Annotated in this window: 12 protein-coding genes; 11 read left to right on the forward strand and 1 reads right to left on the reverse strand. The window is 51.0% G+C overall.

The window, feature by feature from the left end:
• Positions 1-18: 18 nt before the first annotated feature.
• From rpoC to yajC, 7 genes are all read left to right on the forward strand, one after another.
• Positions 19-3672, forward strand: a complete 3654-nt coding sequence (rpoC, locus tag DXB18_RS09930) for a DNA-directed RNA polymerase subunit beta' (RefSeq protein ID WP_118541291.1) — start codon at positions 19-21, stop codon at positions 3670-3672.
• Between the two features lie 586 nt (positions 3673-4258).
• Positions 4259-5689 carry a polysaccharide deacetylase family protein gene (locus DXB18_RS09935; protein WP_118541293.1) on the forward strand — a complete coding sequence of 477 codons (1431 nt, stop codon included), beginning with the start codon at positions 4259-4261 and terminating at the stop codon, positions 5687-5689.
• A 208-nt stretch (positions 5690-5897) separates the two neighbouring features.
• Positions 5898-6044, forward strand: a complete 147-nt coding sequence (scfA, locus tag DXB18_RS09940) for a six-cysteine ranthipeptide SCIFF (protein WP_118531699.1) — start codon at positions 5898-5900, stop codon at positions 6042-6044.
• Between the two features lie 217 nt (positions 6045-6261).
• Positions 6262-7662, forward strand: a complete 1401-nt coding sequence (gene scfB, locus DXB18_RS09945) for a thioether cross-link-forming SCIFF peptide maturase (RefSeq protein ID WP_118541295.1) — start codon at positions 6262-6264, stop codon at positions 7660-7662.
• Between the two features lie 13 nt (positions 7663-7675).
• Complete coding sequence (secD, locus tag DXB18_RS09950; RefSeq protein WP_118541297.1) at positions 7676-9808, forward strand: protein translocase subunit SecD; 2133 nt, start codon at positions 7676-7678, stop codon at positions 9806-9808.
• A gap of 2 nt (positions 9809-9810) precedes the next feature.
• Complete coding sequence (gene tgt / locus DXB18_RS09955) at positions 9811-10950, forward strand: tRNA guanosine(34) transglycosylase Tgt (protein WP_118541299.1); 1140 nt, start codon at positions 9811-9813, stop codon at positions 10948-10950.
• A gap of 105 nt (positions 10951-11055) precedes the next feature.
• Positions 11056-11316, forward strand: coding sequence for a preprotein translocase subunit YajC (gene yajC, locus DXB18_RS09960; RefSeq protein ID WP_243035230.1), 261 nt, complete (start codon positions 11056-11058; stop codon positions 11314-11316).
• A gap of 112 nt (positions 11317-11428) precedes the next feature.
• On the opposite strand, the gene DXB18_RS09965 is transcribed toward yajC, so the two are convergent.
• A complete protein-coding gene (locus DXB18_RS09965) occupies positions 11429-12289 on the reverse strand; it encodes a class I SAM-dependent methyltransferase (RefSeq protein ID WP_118707546.1) in 861 nt (286 codons plus the stop codon).
• A 399-nt stretch (positions 12290-12688) separates the two neighbouring features.
• Here DXB18_RS09965 and glf point away from each other — a divergent pair, with 399 nt between their 5' ends.
• From glf to DXB18_RS09985, 4 genes are read left to right on the forward strand one after another with little or no spacing between them, the layout of a single operon-like run.
• Complete coding sequence (gene glf / locus DXB18_RS09970) at positions 12689-13792, forward strand: UDP-galactopyranose mutase (RefSeq protein ID WP_118707560.1); 1104 nt, start codon at positions 12689-12691, stop codon at positions 13790-13792.
• Positions 13793-13794: 2 nt separating this feature from the next.
• On the forward strand, positions 13795-14784 hold the full coding sequence (locus DXB18_RS09975) for a glycosyltransferase family 8 protein (RefSeq protein WP_243103320.1): 990 nt from the start codon (positions 13795-13797) through the stop codon (positions 14782-14784).
• Positions 14785-14787: 3 nt separating this feature from the next.
• Complete coding sequence (locus DXB18_RS09980; RefSeq protein ID WP_118707548.1) at positions 14788-15900, forward strand: glycosyltransferase family 2 protein; 1113 nt, start codon at positions 14788-14790, stop codon at positions 15898-15900.
• Positions 15897-16829, forward strand: coding sequence for a glycosyltransferase family 2 protein (locus DXB18_RS09985; protein ID WP_118707550.1), 933 nt, complete (start codon positions 15897-15899; stop codon positions 16827-16829). The genes DXB18_RS09980 and DXB18_RS09985 overlap by 4 nt, the downstream gene beginning before the upstream one ends.
• Positions 16830-16883 lie beyond the last annotated feature (54 nt).

Below are 16883 nucleotides of genomic sequence, written 5' to 3' on the forward strand. Positions count from 1 at the left end.
TAGAAGGGAGTAACGCTCATGCCTGAGACAAATGAAACTTATCAGCCATTGACATTTGACGCCATTAAGATTGGCCTGGCTTCCCCGGAGAAGATTCTGGAGTGGTCACACGGCGAGGTAAAAAAGCCGGAGACCATCAACTACCGTACTTTAAAGCCGGAGCGCGACGGTCTGTTCTGTGAGCGCATCTTCGGACCGAGCAAAGACTGGGAATGTCATTGTGGTAAATATAAAAAAATCAGATACAAAGGCGTAATCTGCGACCGCTGCGGCGTTGAGGTAACCAAGTCCAGCGTCCGCAGAGAGCGTATCGGCCACATTCAGCTGGCTGCTCCTGTATCTCATATCTGGTACTTTAAGGGTATCCCGAGCCGTATGGGTCTCATCCTGGATATCTCCCCGAGAGTACTGGAGAAGGTTCTGTACTTTGCATCCTACATCGTTCTGGATGCAGGTCAGACCAGCCTGCAGTACAAGCAGGTACTCTCCGAGAAAGAGTACCGCGAAGAAGTTGAGAAGTGGGGCTACGGCAACTTCCGTGTCGGAATGGGTGCCGAGGCTGTTCTCGAGCTTCTTAAGAGCATTGATCTGGAGAAAGAGTCTGAGATGCTCAAACGCGAGCTGAAAGACGCAAGCGGCCAGAAACGTGCAAGAATCATCAAGAGACTGGAAGTTGTAGAAGCATTCCGTAACTCTGGAAATAAGCCGGAGTGGATGATCATGACCGTGATCCCGGTTATCCCGCCGGATATCCGTCCGATGGTACAGCTGGATGGCGGACGTTTCGCAACCTCTGACTTAAACGATTTATACAGAAGAATCATCAACCGTAACAACCGTCTTGCGCGCCTCCTTGAGCTGGGCGCTCCGGACATCATCGTCCGCAACGAGAAGCGTATGCTGCAGGAGGCTGTCGATGCTTTAATCGATAACGGCCGCCGCGGCAGACCGGTAACCGGACCTGGCAACCGTGCACTGAAGTCCCTTTCCGATATGCTGAAAGGTAAGCAGGGACGTTTCCGTCAGAACCTGCTTGGTAAGCGAGTTGACTACTCCGGACGTTCCGTTATCGTCGTAGGACCGGAACTGAAGATCTACCAGTGTGGTCTTCCGAAGGAGATGGCGATCGAACTGTTCAAGCCGTTCGTTATGAAAGAGCTTGTCCAGAACGGAACCGCTCACAACATCAAGAGTGCGAAGAAGATGGTAGAGCGTCTGCAGTCTGAAGTATGGGATGTCCTCGAGGATGTGATCAAAGAGCATCCGGTTATGTTAAACCGTGCACCTACCCTGCACAGACTGGGTATCCAGGCATTCGAGCCGATCCTGGTTGAGGGTAAGGCAATCAAGCTGCATCCGCTTGTATGTACCGCATTCAATGCAGACTTCGATGGAGACCAGATGGCAGTACATCTTCCGCTTTCCCAGGAAGCACAGGCAGAGTGCCGTTTCCTGCTCCTGTCTCCGAACAACCTGTTAAAGCCGTCTGATGGTGGCCCGGTAGCTGTTCCTTCCCAGGATATGGTACTTGGTATCTACTATCTGACCCAGGAGCGCCCAGGCGCAACCGGCGAGGGCATGATCTTCAAGAGCGTCAACGAGGCAATCCTTGCTTACGAGAACGCTGCTGTGACCCTGCACTCCCGCATCAAAGTAAGAGTCACCAAGACCATGCCGGATGGCACCGAGATGACCGGAGTGGTAGAATCCACCTTAGGCCGTTTCATCTTCAACGAGATCATCCCGCAGGACCTTGGCTTTGTAGACAGAAGCATTCCGGGCAACGAGCTGCTTCTTGAGGTTGACTTCCACGTAGGAAAGAAACAGTTAAAGAAGATTCTGGAGAAAGTCATCAACGTACATGGCGCTACCCAGACTGCTGTTACCCTGGATGACATCAAGGCAATCGGTTACAAGTATTCCACCAGAGCTGCCATGACCGTATCCATCGCGGATATGACCGTGCCGGCATCCAAGCCGAAGCTGCTGGCTGACGCTCAGGAAACCGTTGACCGTATCGCAAAGAACTTCCGCCGTGGTCTGATCACCGAGGAAGAGCGTTATAAAGAGGTTATCGAAACCTGGAAGACCACCGATGACCAGCTGACCAAAGACCTGTTAGGCGGTCTGGATAAGTACAACAACATCTTCATGATGGCAGACTCCGGTGCGCGAGGATCTGATAAGCAGATCAAGCAGCTGGCAGGTATGCGTGGACTTATGGCAGATACAACCGGTCACACCATCGAACTTCCTATTAAATCCAACTTCCGTGAGGGTCTTGACGTACTGGAGTACTTCATCTCCGCTCATGGTGCACGAAAGGGTATGTCCGATACCGCACTGCGTACCGCAGACTCCGGTTACCTTACCCGTCGTCTGGTAGACGTATCCCAGGATCTGATCGTGCGTGAGGTAGACTGCTGCGAAGGCAAGGATATCCCGTACATGGAGATCAAGGCATTCACCGATGGCAAAGAGACCATCGAGAGCCTGGAGGAGCGTATCACCGGCCGTTATATCGCTGAGACCATCACCGATCCGGAGACCGGAGAAGTGGTTGTAAAAGCAAACCATATGTGTACTCCGAAACGTGCTGCAGCTGTTATGAAGGCACTGAACAAGATGGGCCGTGATTCCGTCAAGATCCGTACCGTCCTTAGCTGTAAGTCCCATATCGGTGTCTGCGCAAAATGTTATGGTGCCAACATGGCAACCGGCCAGCCTGTACAGGTTGGTGAGGCAGTCGGCATCATCGCTGCACAGTCGATCGGTGAGCCTGGTACCCAGCTGACCATGCGTACCTTCCATACCGGCGGTGTAGCAGGTGGAGATATCACACAGGGTCTTCCGCGTGTCGAGGAGCTGTTCGAGGCACGTAAGCCGAAGGGTCTTGCAATCATTACCGAGTTCGGTGGTGTTGTAACCCTGAAAGATACCAAGAAGAAACGTGAGATCGTGGTTACCGATCCGGAGACCGGCAACTCCAAGACCTATCTGATCCCGTACGGTTCCAGAATCAAGGTTCAGGACGAGCAGGTGATCGAGGCCGGCGATGAGCTGACCGAAGGTAGCGTAAACCCGCATGACATCTTAAAGATCAAGGGTGTCCGTGCCGTACAGGATTACATGATCCAGGAAGTGCAGCGTGTATACCGTCTGCAGGGTGTAGAAATCAACGATAAGCACGTTGAGATGATCGTTCGTCAGATGTTAAAGAAGATCCGCATCGAGGAGAGCGGCGACAGCGATGTGCTGCCGGGCGTATCCATGGATGTCCTCGACTTCAACGAGATGAACGAGGCTCTGATCGCAGAGGGCAAGCAGCCGGCAGAGGGCAAGCAGGTTATGCTTGGTATTACCAAGGCATCCTTGGCTACCGATTCCTTCCTGTCTGCAGCATCCTTCCAGGAGACCACCAAGGTTCTGACCGAGGCGGCTATCAATGGTAAGGTTGACCATCTGATCGGTCTGAAGGAGAACGTCATCATCGGTAAGCTGATCCCGGCTGGTACCGGTATGAAGCGTTACCGTTCCGTAAAGCTCAACACAGATGCTGAGCCGGAGGATGAGATCGCTCTGGAGGATGACGACGAGATCCTGCTTTCCGGCGATGAGGATATGGCGGAGGAAGCTCCGGAAGTATTCGATATCGACGATAGCGAAGAGTAAATAAAATGAACTGCCTTTTCTGCTAATAGAGGTCCGAAAACGCCTGCCCCACCTTACTGCGTCGTTTCGCCTTCACCCAGAGTCCCGTGTTCGGACGGTGCTAGCTGACAGCTGTTTGCGGATAGTCGGACAAAAATGTCCGACTACCTCAAACACCAGTCGCTACACAGCCGGACACGTCGGACATCGGGTTACGGCTACGCGATGCAGCAAGGCGGGACAGGCGTTTTCTACGTTATTGGCATTGTGAGGTAAAATTGTTTCTTTTCATTTTGAGCAGTATTGTAATGGTTGCGGGTTTTATTACCAAGTATAGCCAATAAAGTAGAAAGCCACCGCCACGCATTACAGAATAAGCATTTGTTTGAAAATCCGTGAGTGGGCGAGCATAGCGTTGGAACGGAGACCCTTGTTTGAGCACGCAGCGCGTGCGAGTTTGGGCCGCAGTTCCAACAACAGGCGGCGCAGTCCACGAGCAAAAGGATTTTCACCAAAATGCGTTTCTGTAATGCGTGGCGGTGGCTTTCGGACCTTTATGAAAAACGGAAAACAGAATTGTTTTTTATGGTAGAGATAAGAGGGTTTTATGGAACAAAAACAACATGGGGGAAAGCAGGAAATTGAGAAAAAAACTGTTAATAGAAGAAATATGCCGCCAAATACCGGGCAAAGACCGAAGCGTCCGCTTTCCGAGCGCGAACTTTATGAAATGCGCGCGCGCAAAGCACGGAAAATGAAGATCATGCGCCGTCGTCGCCGCATCCTGCTTTTGGGCTTGCTTGCGATCTGCATTCTGACTGGTGTGCTGGTGGCTGCGATTTCCGGGAAAATCCGAAGCTGGAAGGCGGAGAAAGCAGCGGTGGAGGCTGCGGCTGTACAGGAGAGTATGAGCGCGTCTGCGGCAGAGAAAGAGAGCCAGAAAGCGGAAGAAGACGCGGCGTACCGTGCCTCTTTGCCGGATGTGGGGGCAATCTACGGTATTGCAGTGAGCCAGGTGGGATGGAGCCACTTTTTTGCAGACAATTCGTACAGCATGGCGCCGACAACCTCCTATGTGACGGCGCTCCGGGCAACATTAAGCGGACAGCCGGAGGGCATGAGCGGAACCATCCGTTACCGCGTGAATTTGAGCGGTACAGGCTGGCTGGACTGGCAGGAAGACGGTGCTGAGGCTGGAGATTCGGCAGGTACGGCGCCGCTTGAAGGCATTGCCATGGAGTTGACCGGAGATTTGAGCGATTATTATGAGGTGCTCTACAGCGTGCTGCAGGATTCCAAATGGACAGACTGGGTTTCAGATGGTGCGGAAGCCGGAACGGTTGGTGCAGGACTGCGGGTAGACGGTGTAAGAATCTCTGTGGTGAAGCGGACCGGCGGCGAGGTTTATGCAGGTAATATTGACCCGAACCGGCCGATGGTGGCGCTGACTTATGATGATGGACCGTCACCGACCGTGACACCGCGGATTTTAAACTGTCTGAAAGAAAACGGTGGACGGGCTACGTTCTTTATGGTAGGACAGAAGGTCATTAAGAGCCCGGATGTCTTAAAACAGATGGTGGCACAGGGCTGTGAAGTGGCAAATCATACCTTTGACCATACCCTGATGACGAAAGTTTCTCCGACGGATCTGGCGAATCAGCTGGTGGCTACAAACCAGGCAGTTTCCGATGCCTGCGGCATCTCGCCGGTGCTGATGCGGCCATGCGGTGGAGCGAAAACGGACGCGGGCATGAACATTGCCGGAGCCATTTCCATGCCTGCAATTTTGTGGAGCGTGGATACGCTGGACTGGAAGACGCGGGATGCATCGCAGACGATCCAGACGGTGTTAGATAAGGTAAAGGACGGTGACATCATCCTGATGCATGACCTTTACGATGCGACGGGCGATGCCAGCGAGACCATCGTTCCGGAACTGGTAAACCGCGGCTTCCAGCTGGTGACGGTCAGTGAGCTTGCGTCTTACCGGGGCGGCATGATCCCGGGAAAGAGTTATTCGCAGTTCCGGCCATAATAGTTCCGGCCATAATATTAACTTTAACTTGCGGACGTGTCCCGTATATGGTATAATCAACGCGAAAATGTGCCATTGCAACCTTTTTCGGGTCAGATTGCATTTGCATATCGGGAGGACGCCAGTAATAGCGCGTCCGTTGATTCAAAAAAGCATGCGATCCAAAAGGCATCAGCAAAAGGCAAAGACAATACAGGAGGCTAAGACTATGAAACATGTAAAGACTTTAAACAATAAAACTCTGAAGGAGTCCATGAAGAAGGGCGGATGCGGCGAGTGCCAGACTTCCTGTCAGTCTGCATGCAAGACTTCCTGCACCGTTGGCAACCAGAGCTGCGAGAACGCAAACAGATAATGCATCTGTCGTATACTGGAATATAACGGTTCTTAAAGATGGCAGAGGTGAATAAGGGTTCCTTTTGGCGGAACTCTTATTCATGTCTGCCTATGTGTGTGTTAGGGGACTTACACATAGGCGTTGTTTTTGCGGCTTTGGGGCGTGAAAATGGCGGGTGATAGGTGATATAAGAAACAGAAATAAAGAAAAAGGTCCCATTAGAAGGAGAAATTGAGTGATTCATCAGTATAAGAATAATGGATATAATATCGTCATGGACATTGCCAGCGGTTCTGTCCATGTAGTCGATGATGTAGTTTACGATGCGGTTGCGCTGTTAGAACCGGTGATCGGTGAGGTTATGTCTCCGGTGCAGATCCCGGAAACCGCAAGAAAAAATGCAGAGGAAGAGCTTTTAAAGAGCTATCCGGCAGAGGATGTAAAGGAAGCACTGGACGAAGTTCAGGAGCTGATCAATGCTGAGGAGCTGTATACAAAGGATATTTACCAGACTTATGTGACAGACTTCAAGAAGAGAAAGACCGTTGTAAAGGCGCTGTGCCTGCACATTGCACACGATTGTAACTTAGGCTGCAAGTACTGTTTTGCGGAAGAGGGCGAGTATCACGGCAGACGTGCACTCATGAGCTTTGAGGTCGGCAAAAAAGCACTGGATTTCCTGGTAGCGAATTCCGGAAACCGCAGAAACCTGGAAGTAGATTTCTTTGGCGGTGAGCCGCTTATGAACTGGGAAGTTGTAAAGCAGCTGGTAGAGTACGGCCGTTCCCTGGAGGAGCCGAATAACAAGCATTTCCGCTTTACCCTGACGACCAATGGCGTGCTGTTAAACGATGAGATCATGGAGTTCTGCAACCGCGAAATGAGCAATGTGGTACTCAGCCTGGATGGAAGAAAAGAGATCAACGATCTGATGCGTCCGACCAGAAACGGTCACGGCAGCAGCTATGACATTATCGTGCCGAAATTCCAGAAATTTGCGAAGAGCCGTGCCGGTAAGGATTATTATGTTCGCGGTACCTTTACCCGCAACAACCTGGACTTCTCTGAGGATGTGAAGCATTTCGCAGACCTTGGATTTGAGCAGATGTCCATTGAGCCGGTTGTCGGTGCAGAGGACGAGCCGTATGCGATCCGTGAGGAAGATCTTCCGAAGATCATGGAAGAGTACGACAAGCTGGCTGTTGAGTATATCAAACGGAAGAAAGAGGGAAGAGGCTTTAATTTCTTCCACTTCATGATTGATTTAAACCAGGGACCGTGCGTAGCAAAACGTCTTTCCGGCTGTGGCTCAGGTACGGAGTATCTGGCAGTGACTCCTTGGGGCGACTTTTATCCGTGCCACCAGTTTGTAGGTCAGGAAGATTTCCTGATGGGCAATGTAGACACCGGTATCACCAGAACCGATATCCGCGACGAGTTTAAGCTCTGCAATGTCTACGCAAAAGAAAAGTGCAGAAACTGCTTCGCAAGATTTTACTGCAGCGGCGGATGCGCAGCCAATTCCTACAACTTCCACGGAACCATCACCGATGCTTATGAGATTGGATGCGAGATGCAGAAAAAACGTATCGAGTGTGCGATCATGATTAAGGCGGCTCTTGCCGACGAAGAATAAAAGGAGAAGAAAGATGAAGAACAGCAAAGTAAAAGGCCTTTTAGGTCTGCTGGTCCTGCTGTTCGCAGTAGGGCTGTTCGGATTCTTCGGCTATGATACCATGGATGACATCAAGCTGGGTCTTGACCTGGCAGGCGGTGTCAGCATTACGTATCAGGCAGTTGAGGAGAATCCGACATCGGAAGAAATGTCCGATACCATTTACAAGCTGCAGCAGCGTGTACAGAACTACAGTACCGAGGCTGTAGTGTACCAGGAAGGAAATAACCGGATTAACATCGACATCCCGGGTGTTTCCGATGCAAATGCCATCCTGGAAGAACTCGGCAAGCCGGGTTCCCTGATCTTTACCGATGAAACCGGTAAGACCATTTTAACTGGTGACCAGGTTGCATCCGCAAAAGCGGGAATCATCGAGCAGAATGGTCAGAAATCTTATGTCGTAAGCCTGACCTTTACTGAGGAAGGTACCAAAGCATTTGCCGATGCGACTTCCGCAAACGTAGGAAAGCGCATTGCCATTATCTACGATAACCAGATCTATTCCAATCCGGTTGTCCGCGAGGCAATTACCGGAGGTCAGTGTCAGATCGACGGTATGACGGACTACAATGAAGCTGAGAACCTGGCAGCGACCATCCGTATTGGTTCTCTGTCCCTGGAGCTGCAGGAACTGCGTTCCAACGTAGTTGGTGCACAGCTTGGCCAGCAGGCGATCTCCACCAGCTTAAAGGCCGGTGCGATCGGTTTTGCGATCGTTGCCGTATTCATGATGGTAGCTTACCTGATCCCGGGTGTTGCTTCGGTTATCGCCCTGGCTCTGTATGTTGGTCTGGTGCTCATCATGCTGACTGCATTTGATGTTACCCTGACGCTTCCGGGTGTTGCAGGTATCATCCTTTCTGTTGGTATGGCAGTGGATGCAAATGTTATTATCTTCACCCGTATCAAAGAGGAAATTGGTCTGGGACGCAGTGTGAAATCTGCGATCAAGGCTGGTTTCTCCAAGGCACTGTCCGCAATCCTGGATGGTAATATCACCACCCTGATCGCAGCAGCAGTCCTGTATTTCCGTGGTTCCGGTACGGTAAAGGGCTTCGCAAGCACCCTGGCAATCGGTATCGTACTTTCCATGTTTACTGCACTGTTCATCACCAAGGGTGCCCTGTACGCCCTGTATGCAGTGGGCTTTGAGGATCCGAAGTTCTACGGAACCAAGAAAGACGGCAAGATCATCAACTTCCTTGGAAAGAAGAACCTCTGCTTTATCCTTTCCATCGTTGTGATCGTGGCAGGCTGGGCAGGCATGGCTCTGCACAAGGGTCAGACCGGCTACATCTTAAACTACGGCATGGACTTCACCGGTGGTACTTCCACCAATGTGACCTTCAATGAGGATATGAGCCTGGATGACATCTCTGCAAAGGTAGTTCCGGTTGTTTCCAAGATCACCGGCGATGCGGATGTGCAGACCCAGAAGGTTGCAGGTACCAACGAAGTTATCATCAAGACCAAGACTCTGGACGTAGAACAGAGACAGCAGCTGGAAGACGCTATGGTGGAGAACTTTGGCGTTGACGCTGAGAAAATCACGGCAGAGAGTATTTCCGGTGCTGTCAGCACGGAGATGAAGAAGGATGCAGTCTGGGCAGTAACGATCGCAACCGTTCTGATGCTGTTATACATCTGGTTCCGGTTTAAGGATATCCGTTTTGCAGCCAGTGCAATCCTTGCCCTGGTGCACGATGTACTGGTTGTCGTAACGTTCTATTCCCTTGCGAAGTGGTCCGTTGGTTCCACGTTCATCGCATGTATGCTGACCATTGTCGGTTACTCCATCAACGCGACGATCGTTATCTTCGACCGTATCCGCGAGAACCTGGCGCTGAAGAAGGCAGGAAGCAAGCAGACCCTGGAGGAGATCGTAAACTTAAGTATTACCCAGACCTTCACCAGAAGTATCAATACTTCCCTGACAACGTTCATCATGGTATTTGTTCTGTTCTTACTGGGCGTATCCTCCATCCGTGAGTTCGCCCTGCCGCTGATGGTTGGTATCGTTTGCGGAACCTATTCTTCCGTATGCGTAACCGGTGCGCTCTGGTATGTCCTGACAACCAGAAAACAGAAAAAGGCTGAGAAATAATTATGAGATATAAACTGATTACAACGGACGGACGTGCCAAGCGGGCTGAGGTAGAGACCGTACACGGCACGATCCAGACTCCGGTTTTCATGAATGTAGGCACGGTGGCCGCCATTAAAGGTGCGGTTTCCACCGATGACCTGCGCCAGATCGGCACACAGGTGGAGCTGTCCAACACTTACCATCTGCATGTGCGGACCGGCGACAAGCTGATCAAGCAGTTCGGCGGACTTCACAAGTTTATGAACTGGGACAAGCCGATCCTGACCGATTCCGGCGGATTCCAGGTCTTTTCCCTTTCCGGTCTTCGCAAGATCAAGGAAGAGGGCGTAACCTTCCGCTCCCACATTGACGGTCACAAGATCTTTATGGGACCGGAGGAGAGCATGCAGATCCAGTCCAACCTGGCATCGACCATTGCCATGGCATTCGACGAGTGTCCGCCGAGCCATGCAGAGCTTTCCTATATCCAGAATTCCGTAGACCGCACGACCCGCTGGCTGGAGCGCTGCAAAAAAGAAATGGCGCGCTTAAATTCCCTGCCGGATACCATTAACAAAGAGCAGCTTCTGTTCGGTATCAACCAGGGCGGTGTGGTAGATTCCATCCGTATTCAGCATGCAAAGACCATTGCAGACATGGACCTGGATGGTTATGCAGTAGGTGGTCTGGCCGTCGGAGAGACCCATGAGGAGATGTATCATATCCTCGATGTGACGGTTCCGTATCTGCCGCAGAACAAGCCGACGTATCTGATGGGAGTCGGAACTCCGGCAAATATCCTGGAGGCAGTAGACCGCGGCGTGGACTTCTTTGATTGTGTATATCCGTCCCGCAACGGCCGCCACAGCCATGTATATACCAACCACGGAAAACTCAATCTGTTAAACCAGAAATACGAGCTTGATCCACGTCCGATCGAAGAAGGATGCCAGTGCCCGGCATGCCGCTCTTATTCCAGAGCGTATATCCGCCATCTGTTCAAGGCGAAGGAAATGCTGGGAATGCGTTTATGTGTCTTGCATAATCTGTATTTTTATAATAAAATGATGGAAGAGATCCGCGACGCGATCGAACAGCACCGGTACGCCGAGTACAAAGCACAGAAGCTTGCCGGTATGGAGGAGGGTCCGAAGGAATAATCGGGCTAAAACAAAAACGAAAGTAGGCTGACCAGAGCGAGGCGCAGGGACAGCCGCAAGGAGGACAACATGTTAGTAGCAACTTCAACCATGAACCCAACCGTAATGATTGTGTTATACGTGGTAATCTTTGGTGGTATCTTCTATTTCATGGGATACCGTCCGCAGAAGAAGGAGAAAAAGAGAGTCGAGGAGATGATGGCAAGCCTTGCTATCGGTGACAGCGTATTAACCACCAGCGGTTTCTATGGTGTGATCATCGACATGACCGACGATACCGTAATCATCGAGTTCGGCAACAACAAGAATTGCCGTATCCCGATGCAGAAAGCAGCAATCGTACAGGTTGAGAAGCCGGAAGCATAAAATAGTCATATCGTTAATGGAATGAACAAGGGCCGAAAGTTCCTGCCCCGCCATACGGCGGGGCGGAAGCTTTCGGCCCTTTCGTTTTGTGTTTCATGGATCAAATGGTTATTTATTTCTCCCAACGTCCGGATGCGCCGCATGGCAGTACCAGTCCGGTTTCGGTGACCGGAAGTCCGATTTCCTGGGCTTCCACGTGACCGCCGAATTTCGGTACGATCTCGGTGCTCATCATGTAGGTAAGAACAGCCGGAGCAAGTCCGGTGGTGTAGGAGTTGATGAGGAAGAAGAGTGGGTCATCGGATAAAAGCTGGACGCACAGCTTTACCAGCGGATGGATCGCGTCTTCAATTTTCCAGATCTCGCCTTTCGGACCGCGTCCGTAGGATGGCGGGTCCATGATGATGGCATCGTAATGGTTGCCGCGGCGGATCTCGCGCTCTACAAACTTCACGCAGTCATCGACCAGCCAGCGGATCGGTGCATCGCTTAAGTTAGAGGATGCAGCATTTTCTTTTGCCCAGCCGACCATGCCCTTGGAGGCATCGACATGGGTGACGGAAGCACCGGCCTTGGCAGCAGCCAGTGTAGCGCCGCCGGTGTAGGCAAACAGGTTTAAGACTTTGACCGGGCGGCCTGCATTGCGGATCTTATCGCTGAACCAGTCCCAGTTTGCAGCCTGCTCCGGGAAGAGTCCGGTGTGCTTGAAGCTGAATGGTTTTAAGTTAAAAGTAAGGCCTTTGTAGCCGATGGTCCACTGCTCCGGGAGATCAAAGAACTCCCACTCGCCGCCGCCCTTGGCGCTGCGGTGATAGTGACCATTCATGTGTTTCCAGCCTTTGTGTGTCTTTGGAGTGTCCCAGATGACCTGCGGGTCCGGGCGGACTAAGAGATATTCGCCCCATCTTTCCAGTTTTTCTCCTTTTGAACAGTCAATGACCTGATAATCTTTCCAGCCATCTGCTAACCACATATATTTTTTCCACCTTTCGTATTTACGGTTTGTTTTACGTTGTATGTCACGTTTCATGGTTACCAAAGCAACCGCGCCTCGGTGCGAGGATGTGCCAAGGCACATTCTTTCTTACGTTGTTCCATCTTCTCATTATAACAGTAAAATGAAGAGGTGTCCACGAGTTTCCAGAGGCAACTTTCGAGTTTCCGGAACTACTTGTTTGGTGTACAGGAAATTATTGTTCCGGTAAATGGCAAGCCGAAATTTACTTTTTGGGGAAGCTATAGTATATTAGATAACAGAGAAAACATGGCAGTTTTCGGAGAAAACAGAAAATAAAACGGTCGCTGCTGATCGCATAACATATGGACAGCAGCAAACTGTCGGACCAAAATGAGGATAAGGTGGATGAATTTTATGAAAAAATATGATTATGTACTGGTAGGAAGCGGACTTTACGCAGGTGTCTGGGCTTATGAGGCAAAAAAGCGCGGAAAAACCTGTCTGGTTGTGGAAAAACGCGATCATATCGGCGGAAATGTGTATTGTGAGGATGTTGAGGGGATTCACGTACACCGTTATGGTGCCCATATTTTCCATACCAGTGACCGTCAGGTGTGGGATTATGTGAATGAACTGGCAGAGTTTAACCGCTACACCAACAGCCCGGTTGCAAATTACAAGGGCGAGATGTATAACATGCCGTTTAACATGAACACGTTCAGCAAGATGTGGGGCATCAGCACTCCGGCAGAAGCGAAGGCTATCATCGAGGAGCAGAAGAAGACCGTGACCGGGGAGCCGAAGAACCTGGAGGAGCAGGCCATCAGCCTGGTGGGAACCGACATCTACCAGAAGCTGGTCAAAGGCTATACGGAGAAACAGTGGGGAAGAGACTGCAAAGACCTTCCGGCGTTCATCATCCGCAGACTTCCGGTGCGTTTTACGTACGATAACAACTACTTCAACGATCTGTATCAGGGTATCCCGATCGGCGGTTATAACGTGATCATCAACAAGTTGTTTGAAGGCTGCGACATTGAGACTGGCGTGGATTATCTGGAGCATAAGGAACATTACGATGCGCTTGGTGACAACGTGGTCTACACCGGAACCATCGATGCGTATTATCAGTATCAGTTTGGCAAGCTGGAGTACCGGAGCCTGCGCTTTGAGTCTGAGGTGCTTGATGAGGAGAATCATCAGGGAGTTGCGGTGGTCAATTATACAGACCGCGAGACCCCGTATACCCGTGTGATCGAGCATAAGCATTTTGAGTTTGGAACCCAGCCAAAGACTGTGATCACCAGAGAGTATCCGGCTGACTGGAAAGAGGGCATGGAGGCATACTATCCGGTGAACGACGAGAAGAACCAGGCATTGTACCAGCAGTATGCGGCTCTGGCAGAGAAAGAGGAGCACGTGATCTTCGGCGGACGTCTGGCAGAGTATAAGTACTATGACATGGATAAAGTCATTGCTTCTGCGCTGAAGCGCACGGCAGAGTGCATGGGAGAGTAAAGATGGACCGGGAATGTATGAATGTGGTTTACGCCTCGAATGATGCTTACGCAAGGCATTTGGGTACGTCAATGTATTCGCTGCTTGACCGGAACCGGGATTTTGCAGAGATTACGGTTTACGTCCTGACGCTGGGGCTTTCCAGGGAAAACCAGGAGCGGTTAGAGGAGATCGCAGCGCATTTTGGGCGGAACCTGGTCTGCGTCAACCTGGATGATCTGCGGGAGCGGATCGGCTATGAGGTAGATACCGGCGGCTTCGATATCAGTGTGATGCTGCGCCTGTTTATGGGCGATATGCTTCCGGAGTCTGTGGAGCGGGTGCTGTATCTGGACTGCGATACGGTAGTGCTCCAGTCTTTAAAGCATCTGTGGAAAGAAGATCTGGAGGGAAACATCGTTGGAGCCGTGATGGAGCCGACCATCTACCAGGCGGTAAAAGAATCCATTGACCTGGGCGAGGAGGATCCGTATTATAATTCCGGCGTTCTTCTGGTTGATTTAAAACAATGGCGCGAAGAAGAAGTTCAGAAAAAACTTCTGGAATTTTGGAAGAGCAAAGGCGGGAAGCTGTTTGCCAGTGACCAGGATGTGATCAATGGCACGCTGAAAGGGCAAATCCACACGCTGATGCCGCGTTATAATTTCTTTACGAATTACCGGTATTTTTCTTACCGGGAGCTGGTGCGCCAGGGAAAAACCTATAAGGCAGTTACGCCGAGAGAACTGCAGATTGCAAAAAAACATCCGTCGATCGTCCACTATATGGGCGATGAGCGGCCATGGATCGCGGGAAATTTCAACCATTACCGCAGGGCTTACGAGCTCTATCTGGCAAAGACTCCGTGGGCAGGAGCCGCGAAAGAAGAAGGAAAGCGGGCCTATATGCTGGCTTATCATATGCTGGATTATGCGACAGCGCTTTGCCCGCCGGTGCGGCGGATGGTGAGCCGGAAACTGGGAATGAAACTTGTGGAGAATCGGAGGAAATAATAAATGGTTATGGTTTTGATGGCAACATATCAGGGAAAGCAGTATCTGGAGCAGCAGCTGGATTCGATTCTGGCGCAGACAGTTCCGGTAAAGATCCTGATCTCCGACGATGGTTCCGATGACGGAACCCGGGAAATGTTAAACGATTATGCCGGATGGTATCCGAAACAGGTCTTTTTGCATCACAGAACGGAGCATACAGGCGGCGCGGCCGGAAATTTTTTCTGGCTGATGAAAGAAGCTCTGAAGGACGAAAAAAACGAGTACATTTTCTTCAGTGACCAGGATGATGTATGGGAAAACAACAAGGTAAAGGTCATGCTGCACCGGATGCGGGTGCTGGAAAAGGGACTGGGAAAGCAGTGCCCGATTCTTTTGTACTCGGATATGGAAGTGGTGGATGAGGATATGTACGAGATCCATGAGAGCTTTGCAGGTTACACGCATCAGGATCCGGACCGCAACAGCTTTGCAGAGCTTCTGGTGGAAAACCAGGTGACCGGTGGAGCTTCGATGATCAACCGTGTCCTTCTTGAGCGCTGTGCGAAGGAGCCGGAGGTCTGCTGCATGCATGACTGGTGGATCGCGCTTACTGCATCCTGCTTTGGCGTGATCGAATTTATGCCGAGGGCTTTATCCAAATACCGCCAACATGGAAATAATGTACTGGGTGCGAAGGATGCAGGCAGTTTTGAGGAGATGAAAGCCCGCCTTGGTCGCGGGGAAGAGGTGGAGCGGAATTACCGCCGGATGCTGAACCAGGGCATTGCGTTTGGCCGCATGTTCTGGAAAGAGATGGATAAGGGCGAGCGCATGACGCTTCGTGCATTTCTGGCGCTTCCGTACCAGTCTGCTGCGGGCCGCCTGAAAAATATCCGTTACAATCATTTTTATAAAAATTCCATGCTGCAGACCCTGGCGATGTGCGTGACCATCCCGAAGGCAGAGAAAATGCGCCAGCCGAAAGTGGATGCGGAAGACACCTCAAAATCGGAAACGGAAGAGTGGGAGCAGTGGCCGGAGAAGCTGGGCGTGGTGGAAAATCCGGAGGTAGTGGAAAAGCCAGAAGTGAAGGAAGTGCAGGAAACAGAGAAAGTGCAGGATGAACAGGCATGATAGCGGCAGCGGAAGTTGAGAAAGACAGGAAGAATACGGTGCGACTAAGCTGTGTGATCTTAAATTATAATGATGCAGAGACAACGGAAAAGTTAGTTAAGCAGATTGCGGATTATGAGGTACTCCATCAGATTATAGTGGTGGATAATGCTTCTACGGATGATTCGCTGGAACGGCTGAAGCAGTTGGAAGGGCAGGAAAACTGCAGCCAGATCAGGAAAATCAAAATCCTTACTGCGCAAAAAAATGGTGGTTACGGTTCCGGCAACAACATCGGTGTCCGTTATGCGATAGAGCAGGGCGGTGCCACCCATGTGCTGATCGCAAATCCGGATGTGATATTTTCCGAGCAGTCTTTAAAAGCAATGCTGGCAGTATTTGCCCGTCATCCGGAGGTCGGGATTGTGACAACCCGGATTCACGATGCCCGCTATCCGGATTTAAAAAATGGATGGCCGCTCCGAAGCTTTACACGGGAGCTTCTCAGCATGGGACCGGTGAGCAGACGCCTGTTTGGCAGGTCATTTGATTACCCGGATTCTTACTTCCAGGGCAGGAATGCGGTATACGTGGGAGCCGTGCATGGCTCCATGCTGATGGTGGACGGAGAAAAATTTCTGGAAGCCGGAGGCTACGATGAAGGAATCTTTCTCTATGAGGAGGAGCAGGTTCTGGGCCGCAGGATGCAGCAGGCGGGATACCGCAGTGTGCTGCTGTTAAACCAGCATTATGACCACGAACATTCCACATCCATTAGCAAATCCTTTTCCGATGCCATGAAACGCCAGAAAATCCGGGAAGAGAGTACGCTGTATTATATGAAGAAGTATTTGAAGATTGCTCCATGGCAGGAGCACTTGGCGAAGCTGTGGTTTGCAGGGATACGGATGGAGATGCGTGTTGCGAAATACGCAGGGATTCAAGTTTAGGATAACAAGCGGGAATCCTCGGTTATTCAATTGCCGAGATGAAAGCGTCTGAAA

Source organism: Clostridium sp. OM02-18AC (assembly GCF_003481825.1).
Lineage (GTDB): Bacteria > Bacillota > Clostridia > Lachnospirales > Lachnospiraceae > Brotaphodocola.

Coding starts and splice junctions, on each gene's coding strand:
- tgt (WP_118541299.1), top strand. CDS start 9,811: ATGAGATATAAACTGATTACAACGGACGGACGTGCCAAGCGGGCTGAG.
- DXB18_RS09980 (WP_118707548.1), top strand. CDS start 14,788: ATGGTTATGGTTTTGATGGCAACATATCAGGGAAAGCAGTATCTGGAG.
- glf (WP_118707560.1), top strand. CDS start 12,689: ATGAAAAAATATGATTATGTACTGGTAGGAAGCGGACTTTACGCAGGT.
- DXB18_RS09985 (WP_118707550.1), top strand. CDS start 15,897: ATGATAGCGGCAGCGGAAGTTGAGAAAGACAGGAAGAATACGGTGCGA.
- DXB18_RS09965 (WP_118707546.1), bottom strand. CDS start 12,289: ATGTGGTTAGCAGATGGCTGGAAAGATTATCAGGTCATTGACTGTTCA.
- scfA (WP_118531699.1), top strand. CDS start 5,898: ATGAAACATGTAAAGACTTTAAACAATAAAACTCTGAAGGAGTCCATG.
- yajC (WP_243035230.1), top strand. CDS start 11,056: ATGATTGTGTTATACGTGGTAATCTTTGGTGGTATCTTCTATTTCATG.
- DXB18_RS09975 (WP_243103320.1), top strand. CDS start 13,795: ATGGACCGGGAATGTATGAATGTGGTTTACGCCTCGAATGATGCTTAC.
- rpoC (WP_118541291.1), top strand. CDS start 19: ATGCCTGAGACAAATGAAACTTATCAGCCATTGACATTTGACGCCATT.
- secD (WP_118541297.1), top strand. CDS start 7,676: ATGAAGAACAGCAAAGTAAAAGGCCTTTTAGGTCTGCTGGTCCTGCTG.
- DXB18_RS09935 (WP_118541293.1), top strand. CDS start 4,259: ATGGAACAAAAACAACATGGGGGAAAGCAGGAAATTGAGAAAAAAACT.